Below are 19,350 nucleotides of genomic sequence, written 5' to 3' on the forward strand. Positions count from 1 at the left end.
GGATAGGGATTTGAACCCGCCCGTCGCTCTCAATAGCCCGCCATAGGCCAAAAAAGACGACTACTCTGGGGTCACCTGCTGGCCCATTTAGGCCTCAGGCGCCCTAGAATCTGCCCTAAATTTGCCCTAAAAATTGCTGGACTTGGAGCATATGCATGGATGACCAAGCCTCAACCACCGCCGACATCCTTGAGCTGCTGCATCTGAACCAGATCGCCATCAGAGCAGCTTTAGAGGAGATCTCACTATGGGTGAGCCATCGCGGCTCAGTCCACATACATGAAAACGTCATGGCTGCGTTGGCGACTCTCGATGTCCATGCTCAGGCGATCTCATCAGGGGTAGAGCGCCTGCGGAAATGAGCGATCTCTCAGCTAGCGGCGGTATCAAGCCCACCGCTGACAGAACCCAACCGGATCAGCGCCGATGATGGATTGGGGCACCACTTCTTAGAAGTCCATGAGTGCAAGGCTTACAGCTAAGCTTGGCTGCGCATGTACCAATTTTTTACCAACCATCCCTATGCCTAGCTCACTTACGGCCAGACCCGTTCGGCCAGCTCACCCACAATCGCCGGTGCAACACCGTTTTTAGTAAGAGGCCGTTTTCGCCCCATAGCGGACGGTGAAAACTACTATTCGCAAAGGCCATCGATTCATAAACAGGTTGCTTGCAGCTGGAACCCTGCAGGAACGGAGCCTAAGCCCTACCCACTCACAGCATTTAGTTGTTAAAGTGAAGCTTGCGGGGTTTTCCAGACTTTCAAATAGGCATTCCGGGCAGATCTCCACGTGCTTCGTATGCAGCCACTGTTAGGTGGACCAGTGCCCAGAATATCCCGCAGCATGGTCGCCGAATTATACTAATCAATAGGAGTTGACATGGACCTTCCCGGCGAGAAGCTTGTGATAAAACTATGGGAAACTTTAGCAGACAAAGGCATCGGCTCGCTGCTTGCACCATGGCAGGTCGGGCGCGAGGGACGGGCAAGAAACGAAATTCGTCGACATGAAATTCTGATGCTAGCACAAGCAGAAGCGGATGCTGCTGATATCCGGTCCGGCAAGAAACAACTTCGCTCAGACGGAGCTTTGCTACCAACGAACTCTGCAGATATTCGGTCTGACATGGATGAGCGCATTGAGCCAACACTCGGGTTGTCCAAAGCCGTAGAGTATGGCAGCAGAGCTTCCGCAGCAGCAGCGGCTCGCTCAGAAATAAACGCAACGAAAGCTATACTATTTGCTGAGGAGCAACTTTCAATTGACCAGGAAGTTCCGTCAGACCGTCCTGTTGATGACGATTGGCTCTTCACCTGGCGTGAGCATGCAGGCAAGGTTTCTACCGAGGATCTACAGCGGCTCTGGGGTAGCGTTTTGGCTGGTGAAGTGAAAGCTCCTGGTAGGTACTCGATTCGGACGTTGGAGTTTTTGAAAACGCTCTCAAAATCAGAAGCCGAGACGATTAGTAAACTGGCAGGCTATGTCATCAACGGTTGCATTGCTCGAAGCCAGAATGCGTACTTGGAGTCTAAGGGGATTTCCTTTGGCACGCTTCTAGAAATGCAAGACTTGGGAGTGATTTCAGGTGTTGAAGCTCTTGGGCTCGCACAAAATTACCCGTCAACTGCACCAGATAGATTCATTCGCGCCTTGGTCTGTCATAACAAGGCCCTCATTCTTGAGCATAGTGACGCTTCTAAAATCGTCGAGATCGAGGTTTACATGCTTACCGCTGTAGGCCGACAGGTACTCGGACTAGGTTCATTCGAAGCTGACACAGATTACTTGCGCCTAGTCGGAAAGAAACTCTTAAATGATGGATTCACCGTAAAGCTTGGCGATTGGCAGAACGTATCTGATACGCAGGGGCGCTTTTACAATGCGCAAGAAATTAAAGATGACGGCACTCCAGCGGGTGATTAACTTGTCACTAAATTTTGAATTTTCTGATACGAAGTGCTCGCCGTTAGGTTCAGGTTGAGTGTTCACTTAAATTTTTAAGCATCGACTGCTTCTGATTCATTTCTGCCGACTGTCTAAAGGTCGCCGAGGGTCGGAAGCGGACCCTCCTCCTGAAACCGAAGCACATCCCGATTGTGCTGGATTAGGAATAGAAAAAGGCGCCCAAACCCCAATAAATAGGGATTTTGGCGCCTTTCTTGTATCTGAGAACCTATGGCTAGGTGGGCATGATTTGACATGGAATGGCGCATAGCTTGCCCCATTTTTGCCCCACGGTTTCCATCCCTAAGGACACCGAGCTAGCCACTGATCATGATTCAGAGACGGGGGGCTGCCCAGGCTATAATTCTTGAGTTGGCAAAAGGAGTTTGTCTATGAAACGCGACCGCGCAATGGAAGAACTACGTGCCCTGGTACTGGCAAGTAGCTGATCAAAAAAGCCGCGCATATCGAATCAGACTGTCTACGGCATTCGCGAGATACTCATCGCTTATATTCAAAATATCGCCAATCGACTTACCACCAAAAATGGAAGCCACTGTCGGATTATTCGCCGCCTGCAAATATCTAGGACTAACGGTGCCGTGATTGTGTATCAAAGAATTGCGCCGCTCACGAATCTCCGCAACGAAAGCTACATCTTTGTCTAAAATAGTGAGACCACGATACTGCTCTGCTCGCGTTGTGAGCTGCCCAAGCGTGCCGCTAGAATCCTTTTGATTAGCCTGCAAGACCGTGGAAATAAATCTCTCAAAATGCGCTATCACTGCTAGGAAGTAATCCTGAGAAGCGCGTCCATTATTGAAATAATCGCCAATCTCAGCGCGCAACACCTCAAACGAAACTTGCTGCGGTGCTGGAACCTCAGAAGACGAGGGAACATTCGCAAACTCAACTTCGAGCCTCGTCCAGTATTCTGTACCCGAAAAAACACTCATTGCTGCATTGGCTGCCTTAACTCGCCAATATGAATGAAGGGTTTCCGCCAGAGCTTTCTCAAGCAAATTAAGCGCCGTTTTTACTGGCATTTATAACTCTCAAACGAACGAAACCACGCATTAGCGGATGATTAAACGAATAGAAGGTTTTTTTCGGCCCCATCACCCGCTTGGCGACGATTCCGCCCCGAACATCCAACGCAAGTTTATTCAGAGCAGCACCAACCACCTGTGGGCTTAAAGCTAGTGACGCATACCTACTAGCGACTTCTGCGATCTGGCCCACAGACCCCTCGACTCGATTATCCAGATTCGCCAGCCCCCACAACACAAAACGATAAACGTCGCTTCTTGATGACAAAATCGCGGCTTCATATGCATCGCGAAGACTTTCATCAGCATCCTGCGCGGCACTTTCTGCCCCACTTGTAACGTGCTGCTGCGTAACAGCTGTAGCGCCATCGATCATAGCTAAACGTGCGGAGGTGATTCCTAGTAACTGTACATAATACGGGTAGCGATCCGACGCAGAAACAATACTCGACACACTCTCCGCACTAAACTCCAACCCTAAAGTCTTCCCACCTTTATCCAGAATCGCCTGTATAGTCGCGTCTTGGTCAAATTTCCCGAGACCTACTGAACGAATATTACGGAAGACAGATTCGTGACCACGTAACAACTCGCTAACAGTAGCACCGACACCGACAAAAATTAGTGTGACCTGTGGTAGGTCGGTAGCGACATTTTTAGTAAACTCCCCTAGATCTGCAATAGTTGAAGCCGGAAGCCTATCGACCTCATCAAAAACCAATACTAGACGCTTCGCAGGAAGGAGAGCTTTCAGGCTGTTACCGTCAAGCTCATCAAGAGATCGCATTACACCATTGATAGAAACCTTGTTTGTCGCAGCGTCATATACAATTTTCGAAGAAGCGTCAGCCTGACATTTCAGGACGACATCCCTCGCAATTTTGGAAAAAGAAGATTCACTCTCGCAAAAAACATCGATTCGCGCATGCCCAATCGTACTTACGCGAGCCAAAGAGGTCTTGCCTGCTCCACGCTCCCCATAAATCACCACGTGCTGTCCCGGGCTGTGAAGAGCTTGTACCACTCTCGCAGCTTCCATCTCGCGACCGAAGAAACTATCCGGATCCTCGATAGGATAATGCGGACGGAATGCGAGATTTAAGAGTTCCTCACGTTGTGCGACTGTCATACCTGCCCTTTGCTATTAAGTGGTTTCATCCATGCCAAGCAGGCGCAAGCATAAATTCATCGTTTGAAAAAGTTCAACTTTTTTTTGCCCCCCCCTACAGTCAACGTACCCGCCATAGCTGATCCAGTCGCGTTGTGTACGACTGGCTCATCATTTTACGACGCATCCCCCAGTCACGGGTGTCGGGAACGCTTGCCGTACGCAATCGTGCCCCGTCCGTACTTGACATTGATCTCGTCCAACATTGACATAAGCCGATCACAAACTGCGGGCTGCGTCACCGCGAACAGATCATCGTTGAACTCGCCCGGTCGTCAATGTGGACCTGCCGGCTAACCGACAGGCGCTTAGGGATACAGTATCAGAACAGCTGCCCCAAGCCAGCCGGCTGCCAGTTCATGATCACCAGTTCGCCGGTTACCTCCGCCTTGCGCTGCCGCTGGTTTGTGTTGCTGTAGCGAATATCCAGGCATTCGAAATAGAAGCCATCGAAGGCGCGCCGGATGTCCGGGTGGTCGTTGATACTGACCATTACCTTGCCCTTGCACCGGCGCATAAACTCGGCCATGCGCTCGTATTCCTCGAAGGGGAAGTCCACGCCGTAGCCTGCCGTCTGCCAGTACGGCGGATCCATGTAGAAGAACGTGTGCGACCGATCGTAGCGCTCGGCACAGTCGAGCCAGGACAAATTCTCGACGTAGGTACCGGCAAGGCGCTGCCACGCGGCCGACAAGTTCTCCTCGATGCGTAACAAGTTGATGGCCGGCCCAGTGGTCGCGGTACCGAACGTCTGCCCAGTGACCTTGCCGCCGAACGCGTGCTGCTGCAGGTAGAAGAACCGTGCCGCTCGCTGGATGTCGGTCAAGGTTTCAGGGCGCGTCATCTTCTGCCACTCAAAGATCTGTCTGGAGCTAAGCGCCCATTTGAATTGGCGCACGAACTCCTCTAAGTGGTTCTGTACAACGCGGTAGAGGGTGACCAGGTCACCGTTGAGATCGTTCAGCACCTCCACGGGGGCGGGCTGGGGACGCATGAAGAACAACGCGGCACCGCCGGCGAAGACTTCAACGTAGCACTCATGAGGGGGAAAGAGGGGGATCAAGCGGTCGGCCAGGCGGCGTTTGCCACCCATCCAGGGAATAATTGGAGAGGTCATAGATATGCAAGTCTTTACTGTATGGATAAACAGGTGTTAGGCTCGCCGCGCTTTGTGCACAAGGCAGAGGCCACGGCTGGACTTGCAGGAAGGGTCTGCGGGTTCGGTGGGCCGGGCTGGATGTTGACGCATCCTCCCGGCTCGCCTCTTTACTACTTGTTGACTTCGCGGACGTAGGCCTGACAGGCCTTCAGTGCGATCAGTCCTCGGTCACCGTCGTCGGTGATGGCGATAATTCGTTGAGCATGCGCTGGGTCAAGTCGGGCGCGAACAGTTCCATGAACCACGCCTCCGGTGCCGGCGGCTTCTCGCACCCCACCGTCACAACCCGGGGCGGCAAAGGCTCCGGCGTCGACAAGGACTGACAGCCGCAAATCAGCAGTAGCCAGCCTGTCACGCAGACGAGCTTGAATCTGTTGTGCATCATTCATCTCCTTCCAATGTGTTTTGCCCTGCTCCTGCAGGCGATCCTCCAGGTCTTTGCGCTGACTTTTCTGTTCAGCCAACTGCTCCAGGGCTGCAGCTGCAGCTTCCTCACGCTCACGACCATGAACCCGATCTCTGTCCGCCAACTGCTGGACATAACCTGCGGCCTGCTCCGCCAGTTGCTTTCCGTAATCGCTGGCCTGCCAGACCCAGGCCCCACGCCCGCCGGCGTAGAGCCCGACCGCAGCGGCCAGAAGCGCGATACGCCAATTCATCGGCATTACTGCAGCACCTCAAGCGCACGCTTGTAGAGCGCCTGGCGATCTTTCAACCCATTCAGGCCACCATTGATACGGCGGGTGATCAGCTCGAACACCGAGTCATCGGCCCGCAGCACCTTGTCCGCGAGGCTATTGAGTCCTGCCCGCTGCCAGTACCAGCCGGCCGACAGCGACGCATAGACGGGCTGCTCAAGCAGGTCAGGGGTATTGAGCAAGCGGCTGTCACCGAACAGCGCTTCGCTGCAGGCCTCGTAGTTGTCGCGGCCAGTTATCTGAATAAGCCCACGGCCACGGTACCGCTGACCATCGCCGTCAGCCGCCGGGGTGTTGCCGAGGCGCTCCGCCAGGCGCCCGGTGTCATACTTGGCCAGGTAGGCATCGTTACCGAGCTCGCGCACATACAGCAGCTGGCCAGACTCATGGCCGACTTGTGCAAGGAACGCAGCCATACGCCGAGGGGTGATGATCGAGTACTTGCCCATGGTTGCGTTGAGGCCGGGAACAAAAACGCCGGCTTTTCGGCCGGCGTTGGGGAGGATCTGCTGCAACTGTTGAACTGAGATAGCCATTGGTCTCTCCAGTGATGGCCATATCCGGCCATAGGGGTTAGAGCTGCTCAACCTTGAGCGGCTTGTCGTCTTTCTTTTTCTTGCCCGAGGCCTTGGCCTTGCCCTTCTTCCCGCCGTTGCACTCCACGGTCGTGGTCCACCCGCTGGCCGTGAACACTTGCTCCACGCTTTCCACCAGGTACTCGCCATCGAGCCCGACCTTGAAGCCTTGGGCATTCACCGAGCACTCCGCGAACAGGTCATGCCGGCCCGCCATCTCCAGGCGCACACCGGCGGTGCTGCGGTTGAACGCGGCCAGACGTGCCTTGGCGGCCTGTCTGGCAGCGGTCTCGTTGGGGTAGATATGGCGGTCGGTGTGAACTGGGGGCAGGCCGTCCGGCGATTCTTCGTTGTCCAGCTGGACCACCTTCAAAGCGCCGGTCTTCTGATCCTGGTGCTGGGTTTTCACTGCCTTCTGCGTGCTGCGGTCGCTTAGCCGGAACTGATAGCGGGAGACGTCCGTCTTGTTGACGGTGACGACCTGCAGTGCCTTGCCCGAAATGCTCTTCCCGCCGTGCCGGGGCATAACCAGCAGTTTGCCTTGGGCAACCTTGGCGGTGCTGTCGTATTGCCGCGCCAAGCGCGTGACAAAATTGAAGTCCGACTCGTTACGCTGATCGATCCGCTCGACCTTCGTCGTGGTCGGGCAAACCACCTCCCAGCCGTTGCGCTCAGCGATCTCAGTGACGATCTCGGACAGCGGCACATTCTCCCAACTGCCGCTACGGATGGTCTTACCGCTGCCGCGCATATCGCTGGCCTTACCGCGAATGGTCAGCTCATCGGGCGGGCCGGATAACTGCACCTCGTCGACCGTGTACGCACCCATGCGTTTGAGCGGCTGGCCCTCGTAACCCAGTAAGACCTCCACCAGCCCTCCTCGCCCAGGCAGCGCGACAGCCTGGGCGCGGTCATCAATGCGCAGCTCAAACTCGTCCGACTCCATGCCTGGCTTGTCCGAGATCCGCAGTAACAACAGCCGATCATTGATCAGTGCGGTGATGTCCTTGCGGTCCGCGATGATTCGATAGGTTGGTTTCATGTGTACTCCAGAAAAAAGAAACCCCGCACGGGGCGGGGCGTCGTTATGCGTAGTGCGGAGTCAGTCGAACAGTTGCAGCAACTCAAATGCCGGCACCGACAGATCGGGCAGTTGGATCAGTAGGCCCGCGCGGTACGGCTGCGCCTCCCTGGCTAAATCCGGGTTGGCCTCGAGCACAGCCTCAACCGTGCCGTTGAGGTTGCCGTAGTGGTGCTGACAAATCACATCGAGCAGGTCCCCGTCAGACGTTCTGCAGGTCGTTGCCATAGCTCACAAACTCCAGGTTGAAACCCTGCTTGCGGGGAATGCCGCCCGCGAGCAGGTGGCTTTGTTCCTCGTCGAGGCTGACCAGGCACCAATCGCCCAGCACCTCACCATAGCCAGTGACCAGTTTTAGCGGCTGCAGGTGGCGGCCGATGCTGCGCAGCACGTTTAGCTGCTTAATGCCGCCCTTGTGGTGGGGGAAAATCGCGCCCTTGAGCGTGATCTTTTCCTCACCCAGGCCCACCGCCTGCTGCGCCACGCTTCGACGCAAGCGCTCTTGGCCAGCCCAGCGGAACGACGTTTGCCGGCGCAGCTCGTCAAAAGCAGCCGTGTCCAGGTTGAAGTAATACGGCTGCTCTTTCGGGTCATGCGGCTGGATGATCAGCAGGTGCAGGAACGGCGCGACCGCCTCGGGCTTCGGCGTAGCCTCTGGCAACAAGCCGCCGGAGGGCAGCACGTTGGACAGTGACGGGCTGATCATCCCAGCCACACGCCGGGCCTCGGCCGTGGCCTTGGCCGCCATTGTCTTGAACGTGCCGAGCCGTTCCTGCACCTGGGCGGCGCCTGTGATGGCTCGGCTATACATCGACGCCACTTGCCCCACCTGCGACTGCGCCACGTTAATGCTGCGCATGATCCGCCCCAGCTTGGCTCCGACCTCGGGCCCCACGAACGGGATGTTTTCCAGCTCCGACGCGGCGCCCGTGATGCTGCCAATGGCGCCATTGAGCGGGACCAGCATCCCGTCCATGCTCTTGCGCCCAGCCTCCCCAGCTGAAACCAACCCAGACAGGGATGATTCCAGCTGCTCCATGTAGGCCATAGGCCCTCCTTAAACGTGCGGTTGGTCGTACAGTTGGGCCGAGGACATGCGCGCCGATACTTCGCGCTGCCACGTATCGAACAGCTGCCGCAGGGGGGACTCGATTTCGCGAACGACCTGGGAAGGGTCTTTCACATCGCCCTGCACATCGATCTTGATGCTGGGGGCGAACGAAAACGATTGATCCACCTTCGGCGCCTGTGCTGGGGTAGGCGTGGCCGCCTTGACTGGCTGGGCCAGCTCCGGCATCCGTGGCGCTGCTGGCACCGACTTGGCCACGATGTCGCGCACCACTGCGCCCAAGCCGGCCTTGTCCAAAGGGCCGCCCTGCTCACCTTTCAGCAGCTCGGGCTGGCTGCGATCCACGACCTTGGTAATGGCCGGCGCGATGCCAGCCGGTACTTGCGGCACCTTCTCCAGCTCACGCATGACCATGCCAAGTGCCTGCCCAGTATCAACCGGCACAGGCGCAAGGCGAGGCGGCGCAGCGGGTGGATCCAGCGACAGAGTCGGCGAAAAGTCTTCCCCCAACCCTGCCCCGGTACCCGAAAAGCCCCCACCACCTTCGAACAAGTCCCGCTTGGCAAAGGCCGGCAGCTGGTCATAGCGCCGCTCGATTTCCTCGTCGCTGACCTCCCCCACGGGGAGGTCAGCTTTAGGCGCCGGATGCGCCGGGGCCTCCACCTGCCGCACGGCGTCACCCAGGCCGGGAGCGGCCGCCTTAGCTGGCTGGGCCAACTCGGGCATCCGTGGTGCCGCCGGCACCGGCCTGGCCACCAGGTCACGCATGACCATGCCAAGTGCCTGCCCAGTATCAACCGGCACAGGCGCAGGGCGAGGCGGCGCAGCGGGTGGATCCAGCGACAGGGTCGGCGAAAAGTCTTCCCCCAACCCTGCCCCGGTACCCGAAAAGCCCCCAACACCCTCGAACAAGTCGCGCTTGGCAAAGGCCGGCAGCTGGTCATAACGCCGCTCGATTTCCTCGTCGCTCATCTCTCCCACAGGGAGACCAGCTTTAGGTGCCGGACGCACCGGGGCCTCCACCTGACGCACGGCGTCACCCAAGCCGGGAGCGGCCGCCTTGGCTGGCTGGATCAGCTCGGGTACCCGAGGCGCCCCCGGCACCGGCTTGGCCGCCAGGTCGCGCACCACACCGCCCACACCAGGCGACGGGGTTGCCGACTCGGGAGTGGCTTTTGGTGGCACAGCGTCAGCGGACGGCTTGCGCTCGCGGTTGTCGATCACCACAGGAACCTGCGTCGACTTGCCGGGAACCTCGCGCACCGTCTCGCTCAGCTTCGCCGGCAGCGTTGCCGGCGCCGGTTGCGGTTGGGCTTGCGGCGGGACCAGGTTGCCCCCCAATGACTCGGGATCGCGCGGCTCATACAACACGTTAGACCCGGCCGGGGCCGAGGTGGCCATGTTGCGCACCGCATCACCTAGGGCCGGTCTCGGCGGCGTCGGCACTGCCTTGGCGGCCGTCACGCGGTTATCGACCACCACCGGCGGCATAGGGGCAGGCTTCGGCGCAGCCGGCAGAGGCGACTCCGGCTTATCCTCGGCCTCGGGCTGCTCGTCGCCAAACCAGCGCTTACCCAGCCAGCCACCTAACGATTCGCCACCTAGACCGCCCAGCACGGCACCCACTGCTCCACCCACTGCAGTACCGATTACCGGTACCACCGAACCGATAGCAGCACCTGCAGCAGCACCCGCGAGAGTACCCGCCAGGCTGCCAGCAGCGCCGCCGTAACCCTCGGCCTTTTCATCCTGGGTCTTGGCATTCAGCGCGACATCGAGCGCGGTTGCGCCGGCGTCTATGAGATTGCCGCCCGGTAGGCGCTTGGCCAGGCGCGTGACGCCACGCACCGAGCGCGCGACCTTGCCCAGTTCGTCGGCGCCGGTCAGCGCCGCCGAGGCTGCTGGAAGCGACGGCCGAGGCCTGGCCACCGGTGCTTGGGGCGCTTCTACCTTCGCTGGAAGCCGCCCCGCAGTGCCCTGCCGCGCCGCACGCCGGCGCTCCCGGCGGCGACTTCTGCGACTACCCTTCGCAGACGCTGCAGGAGCGCTTTTTGCAACGCTACCGCCAACCCCGCCAATGGCATCGGCATTGACCACGAACACCCGCTGCGGGTCGTTTCCTCCCGTTACGGATTCATTGGCCGGCGCTGCCTCGGTCGAGCGGGAAGAAAACACCTTGCCCAACACGCCCAAGCCGGTGTCGACCACCTTGTTGCCCGTCTTAGGCAGTTCGATAGGCGCACGCTCGCCACGCCCCACCCGGCCGGTCACCCCTTCCAAGCCTCGGCCGCGCGCAATGTTGAATACACCCCGCCCGATCTTGAACGCACTGGATGCAGTGTTAAGCGCAAGGATGGCCGCCACGGTGCCGACAATGCCCGTCACGACAGCCGGGAACCTGTCCGACAGCGTGGTGATACCTCGGGCAACAGCGGTCAGCCCTTGAGCCGCCAGGTCGGTGGCCGGGCGGATCGCATCGCCAATGCTGCGCATTGCGTCGTCAGCCGCCTGGACCGTCTCGGCCCACTGCTGCGCCGAGGTTTCGCGGCGCTCCGCCAGGTTCTTGTCGAGGATGCCCGAGGCCTTTCGGGAGTCGGCTTTCAGTTCCTCATACAGGCCACGGTTTTGCCCGTAAGCCGTGAGCGCGGCCTTGACCTGCATGTCGGCGAAGATATCGCCGGTGCGCAGTGTCTTCTCCAGGGCCTCCAGCGCCGCCCTGGCCTTCTCCGGGTCGGCCTCCTTGTCGATATTGGCCTTGGCCGCCTCGATCTGCTTGGCCTTCGCCGGATCGGTCGCCTCGACGTACTTCATGGCCAGGGCCATGGACGCCTCAATGACGTTCATACCCTTCTGCAGGCCGGTGTTGAGCGAGCCCTGATAATCAATGCCAGCGTCCTTGTAGGCCTTGACCACGTCGCTGGAACCGATCTTCTCCATCCAGTTCTTGAAGTTGTTCGCCGCTTCGTCCGAACTGCCGGCGGTCTTCATCTGCACTTGCAGCATGGAGCCCAGCGAAGTCACCGCATCTAAACCGGTGATCCCATTTTTCTCCATGCCGGCCAGCAGCTGCGGAAACCACTTGGCCATGTCGCTGGCCTCGAAGCTGCCCGCCTGGCCTTGATAGGCGATTGCCTCCAGCGCCTGCTGCATGACCTTCGGATCGCTGATCTTGGCGTTTTGCTCCAGCGCCTGGATCATCGACGCCGTGTCGACGCCCGAGGCGCCTTGACCAATGGCGAACTTGGCCGCGACCGGCGCATACGACAGCGCCTTGTCCAGCTCCATGCCGGCGCCGACCAGCTGGTTGACCAGGTCGGCCACGTCATTGCGCGCCATACCGGTGTCGGCGGCCGTGTCGATCACCGTCCGGGTCAGCTGCTGCTCTTGCGGCTTGTTGACGATATCGGCCTTGATCGCTATGTCACGGATGATCGCCTGATAGTTCGCGCTGATCATCGTCGGCACGGCGGCGGCGCCTGTAGCGACCACAGCCTGGCCAATGTTCGACTTCAGCGAAGACTTGCCCGCCTGCAGCTGTTGGTGACCCTTTAGCTGCAGGTCGGCGGCCTTGGCCTCGCGCCCCAGGCGCTGATACTCACGACTGAGGCGGCCAACCTCGACACCTTGCTTGCGCAAGGTATCCAGATTGCTGTCCAGCTTACGTTGGAGTTTGTCGGCAGCGGCAGCACCGCTGTCATGTGCACGCTTCCACTCATCGCGTAGCTTGATGGTTTCGCCAATGGTGCTTTTCAGCACCTTGGCCTTGTTGCCTTTGGCTTCCAGCTTCTGGATGCCGTCCTCGACCGTCTTGAATGCAGCGCCTACCGATGAGGCGACAGCACCCCCGATCACCAGCGATAACGCTAGCCTGCTTGCCATCGGTGCCCCCTATGCAAGCTCAATCCGAGAGCCACCACACCATGTCCGCGTAGGACATGGTCAGGATCTCTGCGGCGGAAAAATTCAACTCTGCCGCAAGTCGCTTGGCAGCTTGCTTCTGCGTGGCCGGATTAAAGCTCGTCGTCGCGCACCAAAAAGTTGTAACCGGTGGCCAGGCGGTTGTAGTCCTTGTAGGTGAGGCCCTCCAGATCTTTAACATGCACGTCAGCCAGAGAGGCGAACAGGTTCAGCTCGCGCTGTTCGTCGTCGCCGTCGGAGGTCTTGGTGGAGTTGCGGATATCGCGCACCGTCGGCGCGCGCAGGGTGATGGTGTCCTGCTGGACACCGTTGAGCTCGGCCGGGCTGGTCAGCGTTACGGTGACCCGGTCAGCATCAAGCTTGATGAACTTCGGCAGTGGCTTGGCCATGGTTGGGTTTCCTTGAATCGAAAAAAGGAGGTGAAAGGATTGGAAGGGGTTACAGGCCGAGGTCGCGGCGCTGGCCCGCCAGCTGGTCGACGCCGTTGATGACGCGCTTCATGCCGACCGGGTCGATCTCGTAAATCACCTCGCCGCCGACTTCCAGCTTGTAATAGGTCGCGGCAATGGCGTGCTTGAGCTCTGCCTTGTCGCCAGCCTTCCAGTCGCCCATGTCGATCTCTTTCAGAGTGCCGCGCAGGGTGACGATCACCGCCTTGGTTTCGCCCTTCTGGCCCTTGTAGGAGCCACGGAACGTGCCGTTGAAGGCGTTACCGTCGGCCAGGCCGAAGAACTTCAGCGACTCTTTGCGCACGCCGGTGGTGGTGAAGTTGGACTCCATCTTCTCCATGCCCATGTCCAGTTCGATAGCCATGTCCATGCCGCCGGCGCGGTGCTCCTCGGTTTTGAGGGTGAGCTTGGGCAGGGTCAGGCTCGGTACATCACCCTGGAAGCTGACGCCGTCCACGAACAGGTTCAGGTTGGCCAGGGTTTCGGGAATCATTGCCATGTGATGCGCTCCTTACGCGACTTGATCGAGGACTTCGGTCAGCCATTGATTGGTGACTTCAATACGGAAATTCGGGTTTTCGGCCGGCGGAACGTCGGTGAAACGGATGTTCCAGTACACCTTGCCCTGCTCCAGCTGGCTGGCCGTGTTTAGCACTGGGTCGGCGTAGACCTCGAAGTTGATGATTGCGCCCTGGGCTTTCAGGTCGCGCATGAAGGCCTGCAGGCCCTCGGTTACATCGCGGATGTAGGTCGAGGTAATGCCACGGTCGACCGCCCACTTGTGGCCGTACAGGATCGCGTCCATGACCATGTCCATGGTCCGCACGCGGGTGACAAAGGCCCATTTCGGATCGCTCGACAGCGTGCGGTTGCCCCACAGGCGGAAACCGTCGTCACGGATGATGGTCGCGATATTGGCGTTGTTGAGCAGGTTGGCCCGGCAGGTCTCGTCGCCATCCAGGTATTCAATCGCGCGAGTGGTGCCGGTGATGCCGACAAATTCCTTGTTCGACGGCGAAGCCCAGAAACCGTATTCACTGTCGGTGTAGGCAAACACACCGGCAGCCCAGGCCGAGGCCGGCGCGTCGATGGTCGCGCTGGTGCCGGTGTCCCACAGCTGCACACCGGGATCGACCATGTACAGGCGCTTGGAGCCGAACAACTTGGCGTAGGTGGTGGCCGCCTCGTCGGTGGTGCCGGGGCCGTCGATGATGCCGATGGCGCGCAGCTTGGCGGCAATCGAGTCCATGGCGGTGGCCACCGCTTGGATGGCGCTGTGCTTGGGCGCGACGATCAAGCGCGGCTGCGCGTTGAAACGGCTCTTGCCGTCGAGCAGCGCCTGCAGGCCGGTACGCTTGCCGTTGGCCTGAACGCCGCCAATGATAGCGGAAGTCTGCGCCGCAGCATCGGCCACCTTGGCCACGCCGGTGGCGACAATCACCGCCTTGGAGCGGGCATAGATGGCCTGGCAGGCCTTGGTAAGGGCCGAGGCCGCGCCGAACGCGGCGACCGCCTCGCGCTCGTTGGTGATCAGCACCAGGTCGCCAACCTTGGCCGTGGCGCCGGCGCCCTCGGTGAAGGTATCGACCAGACCAATGATCGAGGAAGACGGCAGCGAGACGTTGCGCGCGCCGCTGTCGACGTTCGTTACGGTAACGCCGTGAAAGAATCCAGCCATTTGAGACTCCAGAAAGCACTGGACCGCGTCATGCGCGGCCCAAGGGGTGGGATAAAGGAAATCAGTCAGCGCTGCAGGATCTGCAGCACCTGGACCAGCAGCGCCACGGTCAGACAGGCCACCAGGGGACAGAAGAAGTCGAGGCGACCGTCTACAGTCCAGCGCCAGATGCGCAGGCCGTCATACCAGCGCAGGTTGGCCAAGTGCACCGACTCGATGTGCGCCAGGTTGCGCTCGCCGTGGGTGTACTCGCGGCCGGCGAAAAAGAAGATGCCTGCAGCGGCGCCGGCCCAGTGGCCAGCGGGAACGCCAAGCCAGGCCAAGACGCCCCACAGGGCGCCCATGATCAACAACGCCGCCAGGACGTGCTCGAGGTGGGTTCGGCTCATGCGTGCCCTCCAGGCACAAAAAAAGCCGCATGGCGGCCTTGGGTGGTCAGTTGGTTGCGGTGGTGTCAGACGGGACCGTCGACGCCCTCGATACCGGCCTGAATGGCGACAATCGCCTGGTCGGCCATGTACTCCATGGCGGCGTGGGTAGCCGCCTTGAGCACGCCCTGCTTGCCATTGAGGCGCGCCGCTCGGATGGCGTAGAGCGCCGTTTGCCACGCCTGCGCCTTGGCCAGAATGCTCTCGGTTGCGGCTTGGGCATCCAGCTCGGCGGCGTCCATCCAGGCCTGTACGCTGGGCGGTGCCTCGCCGTTGTAGCCGGCCTGGGCAAACGCCTTGGCCTCTTCGGCGGCGGTCTGGTGCTCCAGGGCGCGCAAGGTATCGCCAGCAAGGGTACGGCGCGCCGTATCGGCCGCCAGGTCAATTTGCTCGCAGGCAGCTACCAGTGCAGCGCCGAGGGGCAAAGCAGCGAAATCCCAGCCAGCGTACTGCTGGCCGTTGAAAATGACGTTGAGATCGGTGGTTTTCATGGTGGTCCTTACAAGGTGGCGAGGTTGGTCAGCACGCGGCTGAGGGTCTTGGTATCCGTGCCGGCGGCGATGCCGTCGATATAGCGCCCACCGAAGTCAGTCGGGAAGGTCACGCTACCGCAGCCCAGGGCCACACAGGAGGCCGAGGCGCTGATTAGGAAGCCCATCCAGTCGGCGGCTTTCGTCACGGTCACGGTGTTCATCTGAACCCCCATCACTGGCGGCACCGAGTAGCTACCGAAGGTGCGGAACAGGCTGTTGGCCCGGTTGTTCAGCGGCGTGATACCAGCCGGCGACGGCAGCTCAATGGTCAGCTCGCGCACTTCAATGTTTGCGCCTTGACGCTGGAAGGCAAAGCCACCCATACGCGTGTCGGAAACGCCGGCATTGACGTTGGTGTAGTACTTGACCCGCAGCTTCTCCACGCCCGTGGCACCCTTGATGATCATCAGGCTGCACGAAATATCAACCTGGGACGCCAGGTCGTAGTCCTTGAGCAGGTACACCCCGCAAACACCCGAGTTCGGCGTGGACGCCAAGCACTTTTCAATGGTGCGGAACGGCAACGCGGCGGTGCCGGGGTTGGTGTCCAGGCCGATGACTGGGTCGACATACCAGTTGCGGGTGGTTTCGGGCACCGCAGCGATAGCCGCGTTAACCGCCGCGTCGATGGCGGCCTTTTTGGTGTTGTAGTAGTTCAGCAGCGACCGCGCTTCACTGGTTAGGGCGGCTACTTCGGATTCGAGACTCATGGATTAGGCTCCGTGTATTTGTTTAACGACAAGGGTGTGCAGCGCCAGGTTGGCCGCCGCATTGGAAATGATTGCGCTGAGCAGGCCGTCGTGATCAGCGTCTTGGCGCTGCTCGGCGGCCTTCATGCGCGTTAACAGGTTAGCGATTTGCTCGCCGGCAATACGCTGCAGCTCGGCCTCGGCATCGGCCGCGTCTTGCTGCTTCAAGCCACGCAACTGCTCGGCCAGCAGCGAAGCGGTCTGCGCCGCATGCACCTCGGCGAACATTGCGCGGTCGGCGTCTTGGCGCTTCTCGGCGGCCTTCATACGCGGGACCAGGTCGTTGACTTGCTCGCCGACAATGCGCAGCTTCTCGCCGGCCTGCTCGGCTGCATCGGCGTGCTTCAGGCTGCGCAACTGCTCGGCAATCAACGCTGCCGCCTGGGCGGCCAGCGGCTCAGCAAGGCTCAGGCTCAAGCCCGCCTCGCCGCTGACGATGGTCACGCTATTGGCCGGCAGCGCGGCCAGCGACAGGTCGTAGGCCAGCAACAGGTCGGTGTTGGCCGACTTATAGGTCAAAGCCTCGGACGAATGCGACCAGACGGCCAACAGGGTGCCATCGCTCAGCAGAAAGCCGACCTCCCGCACCCAGTACGCGGCCGCCCCATCCGCCAAGGCGGTCAGGTGCAACAGCGTGCTGCTCAGCCGCTCGCCCCCGCTGATAGGGAACTTGGCCACCTGATTGACCAGGCTTTTCTGGTCATTGCTGGGCGTATAGCCACTGGTGCCCAGGGCGATATGGGTGATCTGCGCCGCAATACCGGTGTTGTCGGCGCGCAGGATCGCCGCAAGTCCGACCTTGGTGATCACTGGTTGTAACGGTGTACTCATTGAACAGCCTCCATCGACACCCGCAGCACCGCCAGCGCCCGGGTGGCACAGGCGACCTGCAGGCCCGAATCAGCGTTGATGGGGATGCCCTGCGCCTCGGCAGACTGCCGAAACAGGCACCGCGTGTTGGCGGCGTTGGCCAGCACCAGGCCTTGCTCGGAGACCGGCATGGGCACGGGCTGGGCCTCGACCAGACGGCGCTGCAGCGCCCTGCCGCGCGTGGCATTGGCTAGCAACAGCCCGCCATCGAAGCGCGCCCCCAGGCGGAAGTCGTAGTGGCTGCGCTCGTTCTTCGCCGCATCAATCAGGGCGCGCAAGCGCTCCCCCAACTGCGGCGAAATGATCGAGCCTTCACCCTCGCGGTTCTCGTTCGCCCAGGCGGTGACCTGAAACGTGTACGGGGCCGCGTTCGGGATGTGGTGCCATTCCTTGAAATCCGCGTTGACCCGCACCGCTTTGAGCACCCGCCGGATCGCGCCGACGGTGCCCTTGGTCTTGTGCACCGGAATCGCCTCGCGGATCAGCTCGCGGCGCTGGGCGTTGGTGTTGGCCGCCTCCCAACCTTCGACCTTCCAGGCCCAGCCGAGCCACGGGAGGAAGTCGGGCGGACAGCGCGTCGAGTCGGCAATGCCCCGGATGATTTCCGGGTCAATGCCCTGCTCGCTGGCCGCCTCCAGCGAGAGCTCCAGCAGCGTGGCGTTATGCGGCAACAGGCTCACGTCGCCACCTGCGTGGTCAGGGCGATCGACGTGCAGTTGGGGTAATGCCGCTTGTCACACGCAATGCCTGCGGTTGGGTACGCCAGGTCAACCTGGCTAATGCCCGTTACGTGTAACGCTGCGTAGATGGCCGACAGCGGCAACTGCCCTTCCAGGCGCCGCGCCTCCGCAATGGCCGTATCCAGTCCTTTCCGCGCGGTCGCCTTGACCACCGCCGGGTCGGGACCCGCCTCAACATGCAGGACAGCCTGCACCTTGAAGTCGGTTGGCGCGCCCACCTGCACGCGCGGGCGGTCAGTGATCGGCCGCACACTCTCGGCCGACAACGCCGTCTGCACCGTGGCCACCAGATCCGCCGGCAGCGCGGTACTGGCCAGCCTTGGCAGGATGGCCAGCGACACGTCGCCGGGCAGCGGGTTGGCCAGGCCGGCGTCGTAGTCACAGACCACCACAAGGGCCCCATCCGGTAGCTGCGCTTTAACCGCGGCTGGCACCGGCACCCCGGAAAACCGGGGCGAATCGACCGACACGTTGACCAGTTCGGCCGAGGCGGTCAGGCCGTGGTACTCATACGCCCCACTGCTGCCGGCGACGGAAAGCGCCTCCAGCGACAGCCGCGTGCGATAGCGCAGCGCCTCGTCGTCTTCCATCACCGCCTCCACTGGCGGCACCGCGTCAGGATCAGCGGCGCGGATGGTCAGCCGCTGCACGCCGTAGTCAGCCGCGCGGTTGTCCAGGTCGGCACGCTTGGCATAAGCCAGCAAGCTGGCCTTGGCCGCCGCGTTGACCCGTGCACGCATCAGCAGCTCACGGTAGGCCATGACCTCCATCAGCTTGACGACCGGGTCGGACTCCAACAGCGCCGTCCACTGGTCATCCATGTGGCTGCGGAAGATGCCCAACACTTCCTGATACAGCGTTTCAAACTCCAGGGTTTCCACCACGTCGGGCGGCGGGAGCAAAGAAAGGTCAATCATGCGCTTACCTCCACGACGGCCGAGTTGCCCAGGTACTGGCCAGTCAGCTCCAGACCAATCTGCCCATCGAGCACGGAAACCACCTTGACGCGCTCCAGCTGCACACGCGGTTCCCATCGACCCAAGGCTCGGGCCACTTCGGCCTGTACGGCGCTTTTCCAGCCCTCGTTAACCGGCAGGTCGACAAAGCGGCGCAAGTTGCTGCCGTACTCCGGGCGCATGCGCCGACTACCCAAGGGGGTGGTCAGAATGTCCTCAATCGACTGTTTCAGGTGATCGAGGCCCGTAAGTGGCTGGCCGGTTCGCCGGTCCAGGCCAATCAT

At 60.5% G+C, this 19,350-nt stretch carries 20 protein-coding genes and 2 pseudogenes; 2 read left to right on the plus strand and 20 right to left on the minus strand.

What is annotated here, in order from left to right:
- The first annotated feature begins 155 nt into the window (after nucleotides 1-155).
- Both ACLCGK_RS16765 and ACLCGK_RS16770 read left to right on the plus strand, forming a co-directional pair.
- Nucleotides 156-362, plus strand: a complete 207-nt coding sequence (locus ACLCGK_RS16765) for a hypothetical protein (protein WP_410952460.1) — start codon at nucleotides 156-158, stop codon at nucleotides 360-362.
- A 519-nt stretch (nucleotides 363-881) separates the two neighbouring features.
- Complete coding sequence (locus tag ACLCGK_RS16770; protein WP_410952461.1) at nucleotides 882-1,925, plus strand: DUF2806 domain-containing protein; 1,044 nt, start codon at nucleotides 882-884, stop codon at nucleotides 1,923-1,925.
- A gap of 470 nt (nucleotides 1,926-2,395) precedes the next feature.
- On the opposite strand, the gene ACLCGK_RS16775 is transcribed toward ACLCGK_RS16770, so the two are convergent.
- The 20 genes and pseudogenes from ACLCGK_RS16775 to ACLCGK_RS16870 form a co-directional block, all read right to left on the minus strand.
- Nucleotides 2,396-2,992: a hypothetical protein gene (locus ACLCGK_RS16775; protein WP_410952462.1), complete on the minus strand. Its 597-nt coding sequence runs from the start codon at nucleotides 2,990-2,992 to the stop codon at nucleotides 2,396-2,398.
- The gene (locus ACLCGK_RS16780; RefSeq protein ID WP_410952463.1) at nucleotides 2,970-4,124 is read right to left on the minus strand and encodes an AAA family ATPase; all 1,155 of its coding nucleotides are present in this window, start codon (nucleotides 4,122-4,124) and stop codon (nucleotides 2,970-2,972) included. The genes ACLCGK_RS16775 and ACLCGK_RS16780 overlap by 23 nt, the downstream gene beginning before the upstream one ends.
- Before the next feature lie 100 nt (nucleotides 4,125-4,224).
- Nucleotides 4,225-4,438 (minus strand): annotated as a pseudogene (locus ACLCGK_RS16785) (DUF4113 domain-containing protein); the annotation flags it as partial.
- A 47-nt stretch (nucleotides 4,439-4,485) separates the two neighbouring features.
- On the minus strand, nucleotides 4,486-5,280 hold the full coding sequence (locus tag ACLCGK_RS16790) for a DNA adenine methylase (protein ID WP_410952464.1): 795 nt from the start codon (nucleotides 5,278-5,280) through the stop codon (nucleotides 4,486-4,488).
- 152 nt (nucleotides 5,281-5,432) lie between these two features.
- The gene (locus ACLCGK_RS16795) at nucleotides 5,433-5,987 is read right to left on the minus strand and encodes a lysis protein (RefSeq protein WP_410952465.1); all 555 of its coding nucleotides are present in this window, start codon (nucleotides 5,985-5,987) and stop codon (nucleotides 5,433-5,435) included.
- A complete protein-coding gene (locus tag ACLCGK_RS16800; RefSeq protein WP_410952466.1) occupies nucleotides 5,987-6,556 on the minus strand; it encodes a glycoside hydrolase family 19 protein in 570 nt (189 codons plus the stop codon). Before ACLCGK_RS16800 ends, ACLCGK_RS16795 begins: the two co-directional genes overlap by 1 nt.
- 37 nt (nucleotides 6,557-6,593) lie before the next feature.
- Nucleotides 6,594-7,637 (minus strand): phage late control D family protein, encoded by a 1,044-nt coding sequence (locus tag ACLCGK_RS16805; protein WP_410952467.1) that lies wholly within the window; start codon nucleotides 7,635-7,637, stop codon nucleotides 6,594-6,596.
- A 60-nt stretch (nucleotides 7,638-7,697) separates the two neighbouring features.
- On the minus strand, nucleotides 7,698-7,904 hold the full coding sequence (locus tag ACLCGK_RS16810) for a tail protein X (protein WP_410952468.1): 207 nt from the start codon (nucleotides 7,902-7,904) through the stop codon (nucleotides 7,698-7,700).
- Nucleotides 7,879-8,724 carry a phage tail protein gene (locus ACLCGK_RS16815; protein WP_410952469.1) on the minus strand — a complete coding sequence of 282 codons (846 nt, stop codon included), beginning with the start codon at nucleotides 8,722-8,724 and terminating at the stop codon, nucleotides 7,879-7,881. The genes ACLCGK_RS16810 and ACLCGK_RS16815 overlap by 26 nt, the downstream gene beginning before the upstream one ends.
- 1,401 nt (nucleotides 8,725-10,125) lie before the next feature.
- A pseudogene (locus tag ACLCGK_RS16820) lies at nucleotides 10,126-12,624 on the minus strand (phage tail tape measure protein); the annotation flags it as partial.
- Between the two features lie 131 nt (nucleotides 12,625-12,755).
- Nucleotides 12,756-13,052, minus strand: a complete 297-nt coding sequence (locus ACLCGK_RS16825) for a phage tail assembly protein (RefSeq protein WP_410952470.1) — start codon at nucleotides 13,050-13,052, stop codon at nucleotides 12,756-12,758.
- Nucleotides 13,053-13,101: 49 nt separating this feature from the next.
- Nucleotides 13,102-13,611, minus strand: a complete 510-nt coding sequence (locus tag ACLCGK_RS16830; RefSeq protein ID WP_410952471.1) for a phage major tail tube protein — start codon at nucleotides 13,609-13,611, stop codon at nucleotides 13,102-13,104.
- Between the two features lie 12 nt (nucleotides 13,612-13,623).
- Nucleotides 13,624-14,790 carry a phage tail sheath subtilisin-like domain-containing protein gene (locus ACLCGK_RS16835; RefSeq protein WP_410952472.1) on the minus strand — a complete coding sequence of 389 codons (1,167 nt, stop codon included), beginning with the start codon at nucleotides 14,788-14,790 and terminating at the stop codon, nucleotides 13,624-13,626.
- Between the two features lie 65 nt (nucleotides 14,791-14,855).
- Nucleotides 14,856-15,179, minus strand: coding sequence for a hypothetical protein (locus ACLCGK_RS16840; protein WP_410952473.1), 324 nt, complete (start codon nucleotides 15,177-15,179; stop codon nucleotides 14,856-14,858).
- 65 nt (nucleotides 15,180-15,244) lie between these two features.
- Complete coding sequence (locus ACLCGK_RS16845) at nucleotides 15,245-15,709, minus strand: hypothetical protein (RefSeq protein WP_410952474.1); 465 nt, start codon at nucleotides 15,707-15,709, stop codon at nucleotides 15,245-15,247.
- Between the two features lie 8 nt (nucleotides 15,710-15,717).
- A complete protein-coding gene (locus ACLCGK_RS16850; protein ID WP_410952475.1) occupies nucleotides 15,718-16,461 on the minus strand; it encodes a hypothetical protein in 744 nt (247 codons plus the stop codon).
- A gap of 3 nt (nucleotides 16,462-16,464) precedes the next feature.
- Complete coding sequence (locus ACLCGK_RS16855; RefSeq protein WP_410952476.1) at nucleotides 16,465-17,331, minus strand: phage tail protein; 867 nt, start codon at nucleotides 17,329-17,331, stop codon at nucleotides 16,465-16,467.
- The gene (locus ACLCGK_RS16860; RefSeq protein ID WP_410952477.1) at nucleotides 17,328-18,050 is read right to left on the minus strand and encodes a phage tail protein I; all 723 of its coding nucleotides are present in this window, start codon (nucleotides 18,048-18,050) and stop codon (nucleotides 17,328-17,330) included. Before ACLCGK_RS16860 ends, ACLCGK_RS16855 begins: the two co-directional genes overlap by 4 nt.
- On the minus strand, nucleotides 18,047-19,027 hold the full coding sequence (locus ACLCGK_RS16865; protein ID WP_410952478.1) for a baseplate J/gp47 family protein: 981 nt from the start codon (nucleotides 19,025-19,027) through the stop codon (nucleotides 18,047-18,049). Before ACLCGK_RS16865 ends, ACLCGK_RS16860 begins: the two co-directional genes overlap by 4 nt.
- Nucleotides 19,024-19,350, minus strand: a complete 327-nt coding sequence (locus tag ACLCGK_RS16870; RefSeq protein ID WP_410952479.1) for a GPW/gp25 family protein — start codon at nucleotides 19,348-19,350, stop codon at nucleotides 19,024-19,026. Before ACLCGK_RS16870 ends, ACLCGK_RS16865 begins: the two co-directional genes overlap by 4 nt.

It is taken from the genome of Pseudomonas sp. S1(2024), assembly GCF_046557535.1.